At 53.8% G+C, this 14,908-nt stretch carries 19 protein-coding genes and 1 pseudogene; 14 read left to right on the top strand and 6 right to left on the bottom strand.

Annotated elements, in window-relative coordinates; translation table 11 throughout:
• Positions 1–273: 273 nt before the first annotated feature.
• The 7 genes from YERSI8AC_RS14550 to YERSI8AC_RS14520 all read left to right on the top strand — a co-directional run bounded on the left by YERSI8AC_RS14550 (position 274) and on the right by YERSI8AC_RS14520 (position 7,088).
• Positions 274–738 (top strand): SUF system Fe-S cluster assembly regulator, encoded by a 465-nt coding sequence (locus YERSI8AC_RS14550; RefSeq protein ID WP_022522974.1) that lies wholly within the window; start codon positions 274–276, stop codon positions 736–738.
• A 78-nt stretch (positions 739–816) separates the two neighbouring features.
• On the top strand, positions 817–2,259 hold the full coding sequence (sufB, locus tag YERSI8AC_RS14545) for a Fe-S cluster assembly protein SufB (protein WP_022522975.1): 1,443 nt from the start codon (positions 817–819) through the stop codon (positions 2,257–2,259).
• A gap of 73 nt (positions 2,260–2,332) precedes the next feature.
• Positions 2,333–3,082: a Fe-S cluster assembly ATPase SufC gene (sufC, locus tag YERSI8AC_RS14540; RefSeq protein ID WP_022522976.1), complete on the top strand. Its 750-nt coding sequence runs from the start codon at positions 2,333–2,335 to the stop codon at positions 3,080–3,082.
• Positions 3,079–4,419 carry a Fe-S cluster assembly protein SufD gene (sufD, locus tag YERSI8AC_RS14535; RefSeq protein ID WP_159176977.1) on the top strand — a complete coding sequence of 447 codons (1,341 nt, stop codon included), beginning with the start codon at positions 3,079–3,081 and terminating at the stop codon, positions 4,417–4,419. The genes sufC and sufD overlap by 4 nt, the downstream gene beginning before the upstream one ends.
• 26 nt (positions 4,420–4,445) lie before the next feature.
• Positions 4,446–5,741 carry a cysteine desulfurase gene (locus YERSI8AC_RS14530; protein ID WP_022522978.1) on the top strand — a complete coding sequence of 432 codons (1,296 nt, stop codon included), beginning with the start codon at positions 4,446–4,448 and terminating at the stop codon, positions 5,739–5,741.
• 36 nt (positions 5,742–5,777) lie between these two features.
• Positions 5,778–6,347 (top strand): putative Fe-S cluster assembly protein SufT, encoded by a 570-nt coding sequence (gene sufT / locus YERSI8AC_RS14525; protein ID WP_009287114.1) that lies wholly within the window; start codon positions 5,778–5,780, stop codon positions 6,345–6,347.
• A gap of 18 nt (positions 6,348–6,365) precedes the next feature.
• Positions 6,366–7,088 carry a SanA/YdcF family protein gene (locus YERSI8AC_RS14520; RefSeq protein ID WP_022522979.1) on the top strand — a complete coding sequence of 241 codons (723 nt, stop codon included), beginning with the start codon at positions 6,366–6,368 and terminating at the stop codon, positions 7,086–7,088.
• Positions 7,089–7,148: 60 nt separating this feature from the next.
• On the opposite strand, the gene YERSI8AC_RS14515 is transcribed toward YERSI8AC_RS14520, so the two are convergent.
• The 4 genes from YERSI8AC_RS14515 to YERSI8AC_RS14500 form a co-directional block, all read right to left on the bottom strand.
• Positions 7,149–7,595 carry a hypothetical protein gene (locus tag YERSI8AC_RS14515; protein ID WP_009287112.1) on the bottom strand — a complete coding sequence of 149 codons (447 nt, stop codon included), beginning with the start codon at positions 7,593–7,595 and terminating at the stop codon, positions 7,149–7,151.
• Positions 7,596–7,682: 87 nt separating this feature from the next.
• Complete coding sequence (gene rimK / locus YERSI8AC_RS14510) at positions 7,683–8,591, bottom strand: 30S ribosomal protein S6--L-glutamate ligase (protein WP_009287111.1); 909 nt, start codon at positions 8,589–8,591, stop codon at positions 7,683–7,685.
• A gap of 41 nt (positions 8,592–8,632) precedes the next feature.
• On the bottom strand, positions 8,633–9,073 hold the full coding sequence (locus tag YERSI8AC_RS14505; protein ID WP_009287110.1) for an ATP-dependent zinc protease family protein: 441 nt from the start codon (positions 9,071–9,073) through the stop codon (positions 8,633–8,635).
• Positions 9,074–9,106: 33 nt separating this feature from the next.
• On the bottom strand, positions 9,107–10,144 hold the full coding sequence (locus YERSI8AC_RS14500) for a DUF3549 family protein (protein WP_009287109.1): 1,038 nt from the start codon (positions 10,142–10,144) through the stop codon (positions 9,107–9,109).
• Positions 10,145–10,472: 328 nt separating this feature from the next.
• Here YERSI8AC_RS14500 and YERSI8AC_RS14495 point away from each other — a divergent pair, with 328 nt between their 5' ends.
• A complete protein-coding gene (locus YERSI8AC_RS14495; protein ID WP_027958669.1) occupies positions 10,473–10,808 on the top strand; it encodes a YqcC family protein in 336 nt (111 codons plus the stop codon).
• An 80-nt stretch (positions 10,809–10,888) separates the two neighbouring features.
• On the opposite strand, the gene YERSI8AC_RS14490 is transcribed toward YERSI8AC_RS14495, so the two are convergent.
• Positions 10,889–11,515, bottom strand: coding sequence for an OmpW/AlkL family protein (locus YERSI8AC_RS14490; RefSeq protein ID WP_009287107.1), 627 nt, complete (start codon positions 11,513–11,515; stop codon positions 10,889–10,891).
• A 530-nt stretch (positions 11,516–12,045) separates the two neighbouring features.
• Between YERSI8AC_RS14490 and YERSI8AC_RS14485 the strand changes: the two genes are divergently transcribed.
• Together YERSI8AC_RS14485 and YERSI8AC_RS14480 are read left to right on the top strand one after the other, a co-directional pair.
• Positions 12,046–12,540, top strand: coding sequence for an AAA family ATPase (locus YERSI8AC_RS14485; RefSeq protein WP_159176976.1), 495 nt, complete (start codon positions 12,046–12,048; stop codon positions 12,538–12,540).
• Positions 12,541–12,631: 91 nt separating this feature from the next.
• Positions 12,632–12,961 (top strand): VOC family protein, encoded by a 330-nt coding sequence (locus tag YERSI8AC_RS14480; protein WP_035538312.1) that lies wholly within the window; start codon positions 12,632–12,634, stop codon positions 12,959–12,961.
• A gap of 72 nt (positions 12,962–13,033) precedes the next feature.
• Here YERSI8AC_RS14480 and YERSI8AC_RS14475 read toward each other — a convergent pair.
• Positions 13,034–13,162: pseudogene (locus YERSI8AC_RS14475) on the bottom strand (type II toxin-antitoxin system RelE/ParE family toxin); the annotation flags it as partial.
• A 130-nt stretch (positions 13,163–13,292) separates the two neighbouring features.
• Here YERSI8AC_RS14475 and YERSI8AC_RS14470 point away from each other — a divergent pair.
• From YERSI8AC_RS14470 to YERSI8AC_RS14455, 4 genes are all read left to right on the top strand, one after another.
• A complete protein-coding gene (locus YERSI8AC_RS14470) occupies positions 13,293–13,619 on the top strand; it encodes a DUF7709 family protein (protein WP_027958672.1) in 327 nt (108 codons plus the stop codon).
• 51 nt (positions 13,620–13,670) lie between these two features.
• Complete coding sequence (locus tag YERSI8AC_RS14465) at positions 13,671–14,207, top strand: hypothetical protein (protein WP_041158648.1); 537 nt, start codon at positions 13,671–13,673, stop codon at positions 14,205–14,207.
• Between the two features lie 116 nt (positions 14,208–14,323).
• Positions 14,324–14,566: a type II toxin-antitoxin system Phd/YefM family antitoxin gene (locus YERSI8AC_RS14460; protein ID WP_138800842.1), complete on the top strand. Its 243-nt coding sequence runs from the start codon at positions 14,324–14,326 to the stop codon at positions 14,564–14,566.
• Entirely contained in the window at positions 14,563–14,826 is a 264-nt protein-coding gene (locus tag YERSI8AC_RS14455; RefSeq protein WP_039859212.1) for a Txe/YoeB family addiction module toxin, read from the top strand. Before YERSI8AC_RS14460 ends, YERSI8AC_RS14455 begins: the two co-directional genes overlap by 4 nt.
• The last annotated feature ends 82 nt before the right edge of the window (positions 14,827–14,908 follow it).

The following is a 14,908-nucleotide window of genomic DNA, read 5'->3' as shown; positions in this document are numbered from 1 at the left end:
GATGCCTCATACAGTAGGGGCATCTAATACGTTCTGACGCTATCAGAATCGGCTACTCAATGCAAAGCAGCAGATACAGAAGTAATAGCTTTTCTAAATGATAATGATTGTTGTTTTTGATGCTATCAGCGCCGAACGTGCCGATATTTTGCGTAAATTGCTATCCATTTTGCTCAGGGGCTTCACATCAAATTTATACAGGACTAAAATGGTACTCAATTGACGTGGCGACCATTTGATTTGCTGCGTACTGATGACATAAAGGGAGTCGACATGCTTAAGCTTTCTCGGCTGACAGACTATGCCGCGGTGGTCATGGCGCAAATTGCCCGCCATTCCCAGGCGTCGCATGCAGCGGCAGAGTTAGCAGAGGCCGTGCAGTTGCCCCATCCGACGGTGAGTAAAACGCTCAAAATGCTAGTGCGGGCAGGGCTGCTGGTTTCTCAGCGTGGCGCCCAAGGCGGTTACCGCCTGGCCCGGCCCGCATCGCAGATTACTGCCGCCGATATTATTGCGGCGATTGAAGGCCCCGTCGCCATGACCGAGTGCAGCCAAGCAGAAGGCGATTGTGAGCTTGTGGCTACCTGCGGTGTGGCAGACAACTGGCAGCGGGTCTCCTTGGCCATGCGTACTCTGCTAGAGAGCGTGACCCTGGCGCATCTGGCTGATACAGCGCCGATTAAGCTGCCAGTACAACTGCCTATTCAAACGATCAGCCTGTCGGCGGCGTCGGCCTAACGGCGGCGCGAGTACAGCAGGCCTAATTTATTATTAAAGGCGATGACCTCGCCACCCAACTGCCCGGAGGGTATCACCATGGCAAGCGAAGAAATGGAACAGTTGGTTCGTCGCGAATACAAAGATGGCTTTGTAACCGATATTGAGAGCGACACCCTGCCACCTGGCCTGGATGAAAACACCATCGCCTTTATCTCCAAAAAGAAGGGCGAGCCGGAGTGGATGCTGGAGTGGCGTCTGGATGCCTACCGCCAGTGGCTGAAGATGGAAGCCCCTTCCTGGGCGCATCTAGACTATCCGCCGATTGATTACCAATCGATCTCCTATTTCAGTGCGCCGAAACGCCCGGAAGACCGCCCGCAAAGCCTGGATGAAGTGGATCCCAAACTGCTGGAAACCTATGAGAAACTGGGTATTCCGTTGCACGAACGCGCCGCGCTGGCAGGTGTTGCCGTCGATGCGGTGTTTGACTCCGTTTCGGTCGCCACCACCTTCAAAAAGCAGCTTGGCGAAGCAGGGGTTATTTTCTGCTCTATCTCTGAAGCTATCCGTGACTACCCAGAGCTGATCAAGCAGTATTTGGGCACCGTGGTTCCCGTGGCGGACAACTACTTTGCGGCGCTGAACTCAGCGGTGTTTACCGATGGCTCCTTTGTGTTTGTGCCAGAAGGCGTGACTTGCCCGATGGAGCTGTCTACGTACTTCCGCATTAACGCGGCCAACACTGGCCAGTTTGAGCGCACGCTGATTATTTGCGAAAGCCGTGCCCAGGTCTCTTACCTGGAAGGCTGTACGGCTCCAATGCGCGATGAGAACCAGCTTCACGCCGCGGTGGTCGAGCTTGTCGCTCTGGACGACGCCTATATCAAATACTCCACCGTGCAGAACTGGTACCCCGGTGATGAAAATGGCGTAGGCGGTATCTATAACTTCGTCACCAAGCGCGGCGATTGCCGTGGTGACCGTTCACGGATTAGCTGGACGCAGGTAGAAACCGGCTCGGCTATTACCTGGAAGTACCCCTCCTGCGTACTGCGCGGCAAAGACAGTATCGGCGAGTTCTACTCCGTCGCCGTTACCAATGGTCGCCAGCAGGCCGATACCGGCACCAAGATGATTCATATTGGCGAAGGCACGCGTTCGTATATCGTCGCCAAAGGTATCTCAGCGGGCAGGAGTGACCAATCCTATCGCGGCCTGGTGAAAATTGGCCCGCGGGCCAAAGGGGCGCGTAACTTCACCCAGTGTGACTCGCTGTTGATAGGTGATAAGTGCGGTGCGCATACTTTCCCTTATCAGGAAATTGGCAATAGCACGGCGACCATTGAGCACGAAGCGACCACCTCGAAAATCGGTGAAGACCAGCTGTTCTACTGCCAGAGCCGCGGTATCTCTGAAGAGGATGCGGTCAGCATGATTGTTAACGGCTTCTGTAAGGATGTCTTCCAAGAGTTGCCCATGGAGTTCGCCGTCGAAGCGGAAGCGCTGCTCAATGTGACCCTGGAAGGCGCGGTCGGCTAACCGCTGCCCATTTATTCCAATTAATTATATTAGTGTCGCCGTGGCGACTCGCCAGAATCAGAAGGTAATCAATATGTTGCAAGTGAATGATTTACACGTCTCCGTCGAAGGTAATGAAATCCTCAAAGGCTTGACCCTGACCATCAAGGCGGGTGAAGTGCACGCCATTATGGGGCCGAACGGCGCGGGTAAATCGACGCTATCCGCGGTGATTGCCGGTAAAGATGGCTACGAAGTTACCCAGGGCACGATTACCTTTGAAGGCAAAGACGTGCTCGAAATGGAAATTGAAGAGCGCGCCCAGGCTGGCTTGCTGTTGGGTTTCCAGTACCCGGTCGAGATTCCTGGGGTTAAAAACATTTACCTGCTGAAGTCTGCGCTTAATGCCCAGCGCGTAGCCCGCGGCGAAGGCGAAATGCCAGCGCCGGAGTTTATGAAGCTGGTGAAAGAGAAGCTTGGTTACATGAAAATGGACGCTAGCTTCCTACAGCGCGCCGTTAACGAAGGTTTCTCAGGCGGCGAGAAAAAGCGCAACGAGATCCTGCAAATGCTGGTGCTTCAGCCGAAGCTTGCGATGCTCGATGAGATCGATTCCGGCCTGGATATCGACGCCATGAAAGTGGTCGCCGATGGTGTCAACAGCCTGCGCGCTGAAGACCGCGCCATTCTACTGGTCACCCACTACCAGCGTCTGCTGGATTACATCGTGCCAGACCAAGTTCATGTACTGGTCGATGGCCGTATTGTCAAAACCGGTGATGCCGAGCTGGCCAAACAGCTGGAAGCCAATGGGTACGAAGGTATCGAGGAGTCTGTGGCATGAGCGATACGCAAACCTTTTTAGACACGCTGAAGGCGCGCAGCTCGAACTACACAGCGGAACCGACCTGGATTGCTGCTCGTCGCCAGGCGGGTGCTGCACGTTTTGAGGCGCTGGGTTTTCCTACGCGTCGCGATGAAGAGTGGAAGTACACCGACGTACGTTCGATTGCCCAGGGCAACTTTGCAATAGCCGACAACGCTGAGTTCTCTCCGGCCACCGCTGCGGCGCTAACGCTGCCGATTGATGCCTACCGGCTGACCTTCGTGGATGGTGTTTTCTCATCGGCGCTCTCTGATTTGGATTCACTGCCGTCAAGCGTTCAGGTGATACCGCTTTCCAAGGCGCTCGCCGAGAACCACGAAGCCGTGGGTGGCCCGCTTGGGCGCTTAACCGGGGTCGATTTTTCGCCCTTCGCCGCGCTAAACACGGCGTTTATGGAAGAGGGGGCAGTGGTTCGCATTGCACCGGGAACAGTGGTTGAGAAGCCCATTCTGCTGCAGTTTCTGTCCCGCGCAGGCCTGCCGGTGATGTGTCACCCGCGGGTGCTGGTGGAGGCAGGAGGCCGCAGCGAGGCGACGCTGATCGAGCACTACACAGGCGAAAGCGAAGCGACGAACTTCACCAACGTGGTTGGCGAGCTGATGCTAGACCGGGGCGCGATACTGGCCCACTACAAGCTGCAAGAAGCGCCGTTGGGTGATTTGCACGTGGCGAGCATTCACGTAGAGCAGGGACGCGATACGCGCTATACCTCCTACAACCTGAGCCTGGGCGGCGCGCTGGTGCGCAATGACCTGATTAGTGACTTGAACGGCCAGGGCGCTGAAACCAACTTCCTGGGTCTGTTCTTTGGTCAGGGTCGCCAACACGTCGACAACCATACCAAGGTCAACCACAATGCGCCGCTGACGTTCTCCAATGAGAACTACAAGGGCATTCTGGATGATCGCGCCCACGGGGTGTTTAACGGCAAGGTCTATGTCAAGCGCGATAGCCAGAAGATCGAAGGTTTTCAGAGTAATCAAAACCTACTGCTATCGGATCGCGCCCACATTGATGCCAAGCCTGAGCTTGAGATTTACGCCGATGACGTTAAGTGCTCACACGGCACGACTACGGGCCAGCTAGACGAAGAGGCGATTTATGCGCTGCGTACCCGCGGTATCGATGAAGCCACCGCTCGCGGTCTGCTAACGCTCGCTTTCGCTGGCGAGGTGTTGGACAAAGTCACCCTGGATGCGATTGCCGAGCGCGTTGAGTTAGCGGTCGCCGGTAAGCTGCCAGAGCGCTTCAACCTTGCCGGGCTTGTCGAAGCGGCGGTTTCACTTAACGACTAGCGCCACTACCCAATCAGGAGCGTCTGATGCCACATTCCGTTATTGAGCCAACGTCTAGCCCTTCTCAAACAGGCACTGTGCAAACAAGCCCTGCGCAAGCGACCTTTGATGTTATGCGCCTGCGCCAGGACTTTCCGGTGCTGGCCCGTGAGGTGCACGGCAAGCCGCTGATCTATTTAGATAATGCGGCCACTAGCCAAACGCCTCAGCAGGTGATTGACGTGTTTAGCGATTACTACTCGCGCTATAATGCCAATATTCACCGCGGGCTGCATACTCTCGCCGATGAGGCGACGGCGGCGTTTGAAGGCACGCGCCACCGGGTTAAGGCGTTCCTTAATGCGGAAGATGCGCGTCAGATCATCTTTACCCGCGGCACCACGGAAGCGATTAATCTGGTCGTGCATAGCTGGGGGCGTGCAAATCTTGCGCCTGGCGATGAGGTGTTGATTTCGATGTTGGAGCACCACTCCAATATTGTTCCCTGGCAGCTGTTGGCCGCCGAGATTGGTTTTACCATTAAGGTGATTCCCGTTGAGGCCAACGGCGCGCTGGATATGGCTACCTATCGCTCGCTGCTGAGTGAGCGCACTAAGCTGGTGGCGGTGAACCATGTCTCTAATGCCCTGGGAACCATTAACCCGGTGCAAGAGATGGCAACCCTTGCCCATCAGCAGGGTGCGCTGATTCTGATTGATGGTGCTCAGGCAGCACCTCACCAAGTGGTCGATGTGCAGGCAATCGATGCTGACTTCTATGCCTTCTCTGGCCACAAAGTGTATGGGCCGACAGGCGTTGGCGTGCTCTACGGCAAGCAGGCGCTGCTTGAAGCGATGCCGCCCTGGCAGGGGGGCGGGGAGATGATCAGCACGGTCTCCTTTGATGCGGGTACCACTTTTGCCGCTATTCCGCATAAGTTTGAAGCGGGCACGCCCGCTGTTGCGGAGGTCATTGCCCTGGGGCGAGCGCTTGAGTGGATGGAGAGCATTGGCATAGATGCCATCGGCGCCTGGGAAGGCCAACTGCTCGATCACGCTACCCAGGCGGTCGGTCAAATCGATGGTCTACGTATTTTAGGCACTGCGCCGGATAAAGCGGCCGTTCTTTCCTTTATTGTGGAAGGGGCGCATTCGCAAGATATCGGCCTGCTGATCGATCAGCTCGGCGTCGCTATTCGTACCGGCCACCATTGCGCACAGCCCTTGTTGCATCATTTTGGGGTCGACGCGACGTGCCGTGCTTCATTTGCGGCGTATAATACCCTCGATGAAGTGGATCGCTTTGTAGAAGCACTCCAACGTGTCATTGGTATGGTGCGTTAAGGTCGATTCTTTAGGAATCGTCATTTAAGGACAGTTATGGATCTTGAGCAAGTTGCCAGCCTCGAACGTGGCCAACAGTTACCGCTCCAGCGTGATGTGGAAGCCATTGCCATTCCGTTTGGCAGTACGGAAACACTGGCTGAAGATAGCGTTGTTAGCGTTATGCAGGCGAAAGGCAGTACGGTAAGCGTCGGTTTTGAGGGGCGCCTCTATTTGATTGAGGGGCAAAACCTGGATGCCCTGGGGCTTGAGTCGCTCCCGCGTCCTACGCTGCCCGAAACGGCTACCGAGGAAGAGATTGAGCAGTTCGTGTGGGATCAACTGCGCACCTGCTTTGACCCGGAGATACCGGTCAATATCGTTGACTTAGGGCTTGTCTACGGCTGCCGTATCGAGCGCCTTATCAGTGGTGAGCGTATGGTAACTATCCGCATGACGCTGACCGCCCCTGGGTGTGGGATGGGCGATGTAATCGCGGCGGATGCGCGCAATAAGATCCTCGGTGCGCCGCAGATCAGCAAGGTTCACACCGAAATAGTCTTCAGCCCGCCCTGGAGCCGTGACATGATGAGTGACGAGGCCAAGCTTGAACTCGGCATGTTCTAACCCCGGCTGGGGAGCTGGATGCATAACCTTTTGTTGAAATGGCTAAAGCATTTATTAATGTCGCTAGGAGCACTGTCGCTGCTGGCGACATTGCTGTTTATAGGCGGCAATTTTTGGGTGCTCGCGACGACCGCCGCTTACATTGAGCGTCAGCCGCAGCAGTGTCGTCCAGCAGAGGTGGGGATTGTCTTCGGTACGTCTCACTGGACGCGTAGTGGGGTGAGAAACCCGCACTTCCATGCGCGCATGCGAACCGCTGCTACTTTAATTGAGCAGGCTCAGGTCGAGCATCTTTTGCTCTCTGGGGATAATCGTACCCAGGCGTATAACGAGCCGCGCGCAATGTGGCGTGAGCTGTATCGACGCGGTGTCGCGTCTGAACAGCTGACCATGGATTTTGCTGGTTTTAGCACCTACGACACGCTAGCGCGTGCCCGAGACGTTTTTCAGCTGGATAAAGCCCTGCTGATCACCCAGAGCTGGCATCTTCCCCGCGCGGTATTTATTGGTCGTGCGCTAGGTATCGATGTCACTGGCTGTGTGGCGGATGATCCTACCGTAGCAGTGGGGTGGCGTTTAAAGCTGCGCGAGTGGGCAGCACGCGTAGCCACCCTGGGTGATCTCTATGTATGGGGGAGGGAGCCCTATTTTCTCGGTACGCCTGAGCCCATCGAATTACCCAGGCGGACGCCCATAGACCTTATTCTGCCATCACTAAACGAGCGCTTTAGCCCTCCATAGCTCTTTTATTAGCCCTTGCCATAGATAGTTTCAAGCCCCTAGCAGCGTGTCTATAGGGCGTTAGCGGTGGGTTTTGCGCTTTTGCAGCGCATACAGCTCGCGGATAAGCTTACGGCACCCCTGCATGCACTCTTCTACCACCGGTTCAATCGGATCGGGTAACGGGTGGGTATACAGAGAGGAGAGCGCCTGCATTAATACACGCTCTTGCTCCAATAGCTCATTGATGAGTACTTGGCTATCGTTGCCGACAAAGCTTTTTAGACGGCTCCACAGCCATAAAAAATCATCGCGCTCAACGTCTGCATCCCGGGGCAGCATTTTTAAATGCGCACGGGCTAGATCCTGCAGCTGGCGCATCTGCTTGAGCCGTGCAGCATAATGCGGCTTTAAAGCGTCACGCAGCGACGGGCGCAGGCGTTCAATATTGTCTTGGAAATAATCAATGCTATCGGCCAGCGCTTCCAATACGCTGTCCATCGCCACTTGGCGATTATCGAGAAACATGAGCGTCTACCTCCTTCGGTGACGCAGATTGTGGGGGTGACAGCGACTATTTGCCACCCCCGAAACGGATTATTTTAATATTTTGCCTTAGCCTTTAGGCTTGGGCGGTGCTTTACGGGCTGGTGAAGCGTTTCTTTCAATGTGCTCAATGATCATTCCCGCAATATCTTTGCCGGTGGCGTTCTCAATGCCCTGCAAACCAGGCGAAGAGTTAACCTCCATAATCACCGGGCCGTGATTGGAGCGTAGCAAATCGACACCGGCAACGCGCAGGCCCATGGCTTTGGCTGCACGGATCGCCGTTGAACGCTCTTCAGGGGTGATGCGGATCACGGTGGCGGTGCCGCCGCGGTGTAGATTCGAGCGAAACTCACCGTCCGCCGCCTGGCGCTTCATTGAAGCGACCACTTTATCGCCAATCACGAAGCAGCGAATATCGGCGCCACGCGCCTCTTTGATGTACTCCTGCACCATGATATTGGCTTTCATGCCCATGAACGCTTGAATGACGGATTCAGCGGCCTGATTGGTTTCCGCCAATACCACACCAATCCCCTGGGTGCCTTCGAGCAGCTTAATGACCAGCGGCGCACCTTTGACCATGGTGATCAGGTCGGGAATGTCATCGGGGGAGTGGGCAAAGCCGGTAATTGGCAGCCCCAACCCCTTACGCGACAGCAGTTGCAGTGAGCGTAATTTATCCCGCGAACGGGTAATCGAGACGTTATCGTTGATAACGTAGGTGCCCATCATTTCAAACTGGCGCAGCACCGCACAGCCGTAAAAGGTGACCGATGAACCAATGCGCGGGATCACCGCATCGAAAGGCTCAATCTCTTGGCCTTTATAGTGGATCGAAGGGTGGTGCGAGGTAATGCTCATATAGCAACGCAGCGTGTCCACCACGCGGGCGGTATGCCCACGCTGCTCTGCGGCTTCAACCAGGCGGCGGGTAGAGTACAAATTGCGATTGCGTGACAGCAGAGCGATATGCATGTAGGAGACTCCGAGCTGAGATTGAAGCGACTAATAAGGGGTTAAGGCTCACCGTGCAAGAATGCGGCACCGGGGGCCACCAGGAGGCGGCGCATGGCACTACGGCCTAGTAGCATCGGGTGGCGCATATTGCTGCGGTCAGTAAGGGTCAGTTCAATGGGGAAATTCAAATCGCCCATCTGCATCGGGGTACGTATAACATAGCGCCACTCGCTATGACCGTTGGAACTGGTGACCCGGCGTCGATCATGCAGGTGCAAACGGAAGCGATGCGCTGGCGTGTCTGGCCCTCCGCTATGGGTGATAAAGCTAACCCACAGTTGACCATGGTCATCTTCATCGGTCTCTATCTCTTCTGCATGCAGTGCAGATGTTCGCGCGCCAGTGTCAGCTTTACAGCATAGGTGAAGCCCTAGTTCAGGTAGCGTCACCATCTCGCGGCGGCCAATGACCGCTTTGGCCTGATAGGGTAATTCCTTCACGGCTCACTCCTTGCAATTAAAAGTGACATCGGATCAAGCGTTCCTCTGTGACATCATCAGTGTCAAACGGCGTTGGGTTGCGGAGCCAGCAGGCGCATCCCGCAGTGCCATCATGACCGGTAAGCGTAGTCGTGGTATTAACGCAATATCACGCACTACGGCGGCAAAATCGCTACGCTCATCTTCTGCTAAGCGTTGCAGAAAAAGTGGCAGGCGCTGCGCGTCTTCAAGATAGCCCCAGCCGCGCCCGGCTATTGCCGCGAGCACATCCGGCCCACAGGCCGCTGAGTTGTTAAGTAAGGCCGTGTACCAATTACCCACCTCTGATGCATCCGTATTGCCCACTGCGCGCAGACAGGCACACAGCGTTTCGATGTCGCCCGCTTGTGCAGCGGCTTCGCCACGACGCTGCAGTGCCGCGACTAACGCCTGCGGCAATGGCTGGTGCTCTAAACAGTAGCACAAGGAGTGGATAACGGCGGTAGGCAGTTCAGGCAACCGCTGCGCGAGCGATTCAGCGTCAAGTGTTTCCATTCTCACGACGTAATCGGCAATCCCTTGTAACCCCAATGCCTGCCAATCGATCGCTTGCTGGCCGCTCAAGTAGGCATCAACCGGCTCAAAATGCTGGCTGGCGGGTAGCCCACGCGCATGGGTGGCGCGTGCATTGAGCATGGCTTGGAAGGTGACGTTAGGCGTGAAGGCGAGGGGATTATCCTTCATTAAGTGATCCACGTCCGCTGTTTCTTCACGACCCACGTTAGAAACCGCGCGCCCCAGTGTTTCCAGCAGCCGGTTTAAAAACGCATCGCGCTGGGCGGGGGCAATCATTCCCTGCTCGTCCAGTGGCAAGGCTAAGAACCAAATAGCCGGTTCGGGCATATCGCCAAGGCGAAACACAATGGCTAAGCGCGCTTGGCCTTGCCAGGGTTCTGGCCAGGCCATTTCGCCACCTTCAAAGGCGGCAAGTGACTCCCGCGGGCAGGAGACGACGTGTCGCCCCATATGGTAAAGGGAAACCTCGCCACCGCTGCGGGTAAAAAACTCATCAAGGGTTTGAATTGGTTGCATGACATCCTTCCGCGTTGCAAGCCTGCACTCTACCTTGCTGATGTGGCACTGTCAGCCGCAGTGACTGATAAACATGGTGTTAATGACAGTGCCTTAAGGCATTAGCATTAATGACAATGCGGTTAAAAATTAATCAACTTTGCCAAAGCCCCATGAGAGCAGGCGCTGCGATACCTTTCCATAGTTTATCCACAGGCTCATGCAGGTTTTCTGTGAGTCTATGGATAACTTCCCGCAAGCGTTGATAGGTGGCAAGGCGCCCGCTGAGTGGGGATAATGGGCAGACGATACACTTACTTCATTTTCCAAGGTAGTGACAAGCGACTTTATGAGTACTTATCAACCGCTGCAGACAGCGCTTCTAGAGCTTGAGGCGTCGATGAAAGCCGCCGATCTATGGCGCATGCCAACACCCGATGCAGAGGCGTTTGCCAGCCAGCAGCCATTTTGCATCGACACGATGTCGCTGCCTCAATGGGTACGCTTTGTGTTTATTGCCCGCTTGAACGCTTTGATGGATGCCCGTGCAGCCATGCCCGCAAAGTGCGAGGTGGCTCCCGCCGTGGCGGCCTATTTACAGCAGGAGAAAACACCCGCCCACCACCAGCTGCTCATCGTGCGGGCGGTAGAGAAGGTCGACCAGATCGTCACTGAAAGCGCTTAAAGCGGCATGCTACTAAACGCACAAAGCCCACCGTGAGGCAGGCTTTGTGGATAACATCCGCTAGCGGTTTTGCAAGTGGCTTAGAAGCGGTAACTGAGGCCTGCCATGACCACGAGAGGATCGATCTCAACGGTACCTGCCGCCGCACCGTTAACGCTCGCATCGGTATCGATATCGATGTACCAAGCAGCGGCGTTCAGCGCCCAATGGTCATCAACTAATAGATCAACACCTACCTGGCCTGCCGCTCCCCAGGAGTCATCCAGGTCTAAATCACCAATCGTCAGCTCCTCATCGGAGAAAAAGGTGTAGTTAATACCGGCGCCGACATAGGGCTGTACGCGTGACTGAGTGCCGCCCAGCGGGTAGTACTGCAGTGTTAGGGTCGGCGGCAGGTGCTTGGTTGAGGCAATGTTATCGCCGTTTAAATGGATGTCGTGTTCAAACGGCAGCGCCGCCAGTAGTTCCACGCCGACTTTATCGTGGAAGCGATAGCCCAAGGTGAACGCGAAATCGGTTTTATCCTGTACATCCACTGATAGCGCACCGTTGGCCAGTGAGCCGTTGTCGCTGGTGGGGGCGACTTTGGCCACACCCACGCGGGTGAAGAAATCGCCAGCGCCGTAGGCGAATGCCTGGCTGCTGGTCATCATTGCCGCAGCGGCAACAGTGGTGACGAATAATGTAGGCAGGGCGGCTTTACGCATGGGATCACTCCAGGTGTTAACGCAGATAGTAAGATTAGACGGCTTTCCGATAGCCGCTTAACGATGAAACCAGTGTAACGAGACCCAGGGAGTGGATTATTGATCCAGGGCAAGAGTTATTAGACATGGGGGGGGTAGGGGGAGGGGCGGCTGGAGAGACCTAATTCAGAAGCGGGCTGCTAGCCATTTGGCTTGCCCATTTGTATGGATGCATGCGCAGTGATATGAAGTATTTTTAGTCTGTAATGCGTGTTTTTCTGATACGCTCAGCAAGAGGTATGATCAAATATTGCCAGAATATTGTTTATAAAAATAAATTAAAACAGCGAGTTGTAAAACATCTGCTCGTGTTTATAGGCAATGCGAAAAGATGGTCAGGAATGAGCATGCGCATTTTTCTAGCGAGCATTTGAATGGGAGTTGGTAATTTGCCCATTACTATTAACACATTGGAGTTTTTTTATGGTGTTACGCTTTCTAGGAAAATACGTATGCGCAGAAATAAACTGCTATGCAATACGAGGCAAGAAATGAAGAAAGGAGTGTTGACATTTTGCTGCGGGAAAATGGGGGCAGGGAAAACTACAAAGTCTCTTGAAGTTTCCCAAGAACGAAACGCCGTACTGCTTTCAGAAGACGAGTGGCTTGCGTCGGTTTATCCCGATAGCATTAAGACACTGGAAGATTACGTAAAATATGCTGGACGGCTCAAGCCTCAAATGAAGAAGCTGGCTCAGTCGATCTTGGCGTCAGGCACTAATGTGGTAATGGACTTTCCTGCAAATACGATTCCGCAACGAAAATGGCTTAGAAGTGTCTTTTCAGAGATTCAGGCTCCCCATGAGCTAATTTACATTGACCAGCCAAATGATACCTGCTTAGAGCAGATAGCCAAAAGGCGTGCAGAACAACCGCAGAGAGCGGCAACGGATACTGAAGAGATGTTTGAGCAGATTACAAAGTACTTTGTTGCGCCCACACCTGATGAAGGGTTTAACATAACTGTAATTTCGGCAAATGGATAATAGCCGCAGGTACAGCGACTGCTTGTACGTTGCGGCTGCGCCTTTATTACAAAGCCGCGCACGTTGCAGCGTTATGTCATTTTGGTGAATTATGAAACTTGATTTGTTCGTACTACGGTGCAGCGATTTGCGGGCCAGCAAGCAGTTCTATGAGCAGCTCGGTTTCAGCTTCGTGGAAGAGCAGCATGGCTGTGGGCCAGTGCATTACTCGTCAGAAAATGCGGGGTTTGTATTCGAGTTGTATCCATTGGTTAGCAGCGAATCAGTAGACAACACGCGACTAGGATTTTCAGTGGAAGGTCTGGGCAATATCATCCCTGACTTAGAATTAGTGGACCAGTATAAGTTTGGCGGAAAGCATGTTTATGTCGTCCAAGATCCTGATGGCAGAAAGGTTGAGCTTAGTGAGCAGAAACCATAACAAGCGGCATCACGGTGAGCGCTTTTCCGCTGCTCCAAAGCGCAGCTTGTACCGGGAGTTATAACGTCATTGCTACCGTTTGAGATCGTGGTAGAAATTTTCGTGTGAGCCCAAGACCATCAGTTCAAGGACAAGAGCACCATCATCAAAACTGTAGCCGAGCAGAGTCAGTTGCTCGTTCATTTTGAACTGATGGACTCTAGCGCAAACGCTAAGAAGCTTGTTGCCGCCTGAAACAGCCCATTTAGGCCGTGCACCGGATGCCAACCCCTTCGCTGCGTTTGCCCACGCTGATGACTGTCTTGAGCTGCTTTCAAGAGGAATAATTGCAATGAGCAACAGTATTGAAAACTCAGACCAGTTGGCTGAGGCCAACCAAAAAATTGTTTCAGAAGGTCAGGTTCTTCCTTCTGTTCGACTTAAAGATGGTAGCAAGGTACAGACGGGCACTGTCGCAACCATGCTCCACAACATTAATCTATACAATTCAGGCGAGCGCGGGCAAGTAGAGAAAGAGCTTGAGCTGGCGGTGCCGACACTGATCAAGGTAGGACTGTTTGAACTATTTGCGCCTGATGATTGGATAAACGGCTCTAATCCTGGGCGTCGTTTCGTAGGCGAGCTTGCAAAAGGCTACTTGTCAGAAGCAAGGGGCTAAAGCAATGTACGCAACAAGCTTGGGATTACGGCGTTACGTGGAGAGAAGGCGTTGAACCATAGCGAACACTCGTCTTTTAGAGAAAAGCTCGTTGAGCATCTTTTCATTGGCGAACTGCTAAAGCTTTCCTGGAAGGAATTTGGCTGCACGCTAGAGGTGGCGAGTCCAGAAGTTGATAACGCTGGCTATGATCTAATAGCGGAAGATAATGGGGTCGTGAGGCATATACAGCTTAAAGCTTCATACGTTGGCGGCAAAACAGCCAGCCAGAAAGTTCATACGAGGCTTTCTGAAAAGCCCTCTGGGTGTGTTATTTGGATTTATTTCAACGAAGATACCTTGGAGCTGGGGCCATTCCTCTTCTTTGGCTCTCTTCCAGGCGAGAAATTGCCTAGCCTTGACGGGCTTAAGGTTGCAAAACATACCAAGGGCGACCAGGGCGGATTTAAAGCCGAACGCCCTAATATAAGGGTTTTGCCAAAAGGTTGGTTTAAAAATTTCAGTTCTATCGATGAGGTCTATGAGGCCTTATTTGGGGCAACATGTTACAAGGCCGCTACCACGAAACCGGGAGAAAAGGCTCAATGAGTATCAGGGCCATACACGCGAAAGACGTATTCTGACGATGTTATGCGCAACGTTCGTCTTGACGTACGTACCCAAAGGCGTACATTGTTAGAAAATTGAATGAGCAAGAGGGCGTCATGACCGGAATCACAGCAACTGAGGCGCGCAGCAATCTTTATCGGTTGATCGACGAAACTGCCGAGTCTCACCAGCCCATCGTCATCATGGGCAAGCGGAACAAAGCTGTCTTGGTATCCGAGGAAGACTGGTCGGCGATTCAGGAAACACTTTACCTGCTCTCCGTGCCAGGTATGCGGGAGTCTATTCGTGAGGGGATGAATACCCCCCTAGATGAATGCGGTGAGGAGCTGGACTGGTGACATGGAAGTTGGTTTACACCAAACAAGCCCAAAAAGATGCGAAGAAACTGGCCTCCAGCGGCCTCAAGCCAAAAGCCCAGGATTTACTGGTACTGATTGCAGAAGACCCCTACCGTAAGCCGCCTCCGTTTGAGAAGCTCATTGGTGATCTTGCTGGCGCCTACTCACGCCGGATCAATATCCAGCATCGCCTAGTCTACCAAGTGCTTGAGGACGAGCGAGTGGTAAAAGTTCTTCGGCTCTGGAGCCACTACGAATAATGCATCACCAGCCGCTATTGCCAAAAAAACCGTTCGTTAGATAAAAAAAGCCACTAACGAGTAGTGGCTAACTATTGATTAC

The sequence above is a fragment of the Halomonas sp. 113 genome, from assembly GCF_904067645.1.
Lineage (GTDB): Bacteria > Pseudomonadota > Gammaproteobacteria > Pseudomonadales > Halomonadaceae > Vreelandella > Vreelandella titanicae.
Note: the sequence above shows the minus strand (reverse complement) of the source record. Positions and strands in the feature narration are given on the sequence as shown.

What these genes read in the sequence shown, in the direction of transcription:
- YERSI8AC_RS14550 (WP_022522974.1), top strand. Translation starts at nt 274, where the DNA reads ATGCTTAAGCTTTCTCGGCTGACAGACTATGCCGCGGTGGTCATGGCG.
- sufB (WP_022522975.1), top strand. Translation starts at nt 817, where the DNA reads ATGGCAAGCGAAGAAATGGAACAGTTGGTTCGTCGCGAATACAAAGAT.
- sufC (WP_022522976.1), top strand. Translation starts at nt 2,333, where the DNA reads ATGTTGCAAGTGAATGATTTACACGTCTCCGTCGAAGGTAATGAAATC.
- sufD (WP_159176977.1), top strand. Translation starts at nt 3,079, where the DNA reads ATGAGCGATACGCAAACCTTTTTAGACACGCTGAAGGCGCGCAGCTCG.
- YERSI8AC_RS14530 (WP_022522978.1), top strand. Translation starts at nt 4,446, where the DNA reads ATGCCACATTCCGTTATTGAGCCAACGTCTAGCCCTTCTCAAACAGGC.
- sufT (WP_009287114.1), top strand. Translation starts at nt 5,778, where the DNA reads ATGGATCTTGAGCAAGTTGCCAGCCTCGAACGTGGCCAACAGTTACCG.
- YERSI8AC_RS14520 (WP_022522979.1), top strand. Translation starts at nt 6,366, where the DNA reads ATGCATAACCTTTTGTTGAAATGGCTAAAGCATTTATTAATGTCGCTA.
- YERSI8AC_RS14515 (WP_009287112.1), bottom strand. Translation starts at nt 7,595, where the DNA reads ATGTTTCTCGATAATCGCCAAGTGGCGATGGACAGCGTATTGGAAGCG.
- rimK (WP_009287111.1), bottom strand. Translation starts at nt 8,591, where the DNA reads ATGCATATCGCTCTGCTGTCACGCAATCGCAATTTGTACTCTACCCGC.
- YERSI8AC_RS14500 (WP_009287109.1), bottom strand. Translation starts at nt 10,144, where the DNA reads ATGCAACCAATTCAAACCCTTGATGAGTTTTTTACCCGCAGCGGTGGC.
- YERSI8AC_RS14495 (WP_027958669.1), top strand. Translation starts at nt 10,473, where the DNA reads ATGAGTACTTATCAACCGCTGCAGACAGCGCTTCTAGAGCTTGAGGCG.
- YERSI8AC_RS14490 (WP_009287107.1), bottom strand. Translation starts at nt 11,515, where the DNA reads ATGCGTAAAGCCGCCCTGCCTACATTATTCGTCACCACTGTTGCCGCT.
- YERSI8AC_RS14485 (WP_159176976.1), top strand. Translation starts at nt 12,046, where the DNA reads ATGAAGAAAGGAGTGTTGACATTTTGCTGCGGGAAAATGGGGGCAGGG.
- YERSI8AC_RS14480 (WP_035538312.1), top strand. Translation starts at nt 12,632, where the DNA reads ATGAAACTTGATTTGTTCGTACTACGGTGCAGCGATTTGCGGGCCAGC.
- YERSI8AC_RS14470 (WP_027958672.1), top strand. Translation starts at nt 13,293, where the DNA reads ATGAGCAACAGTATTGAAAACTCAGACCAGTTGGCTGAGGCCAACCAA.
- YERSI8AC_RS14460 (WP_138800842.1), top strand. Translation starts at nt 14,324, where the DNA reads ATGACCGGAATCACAGCAACTGAGGCGCGCAGCAATCTTTATCGGTTG.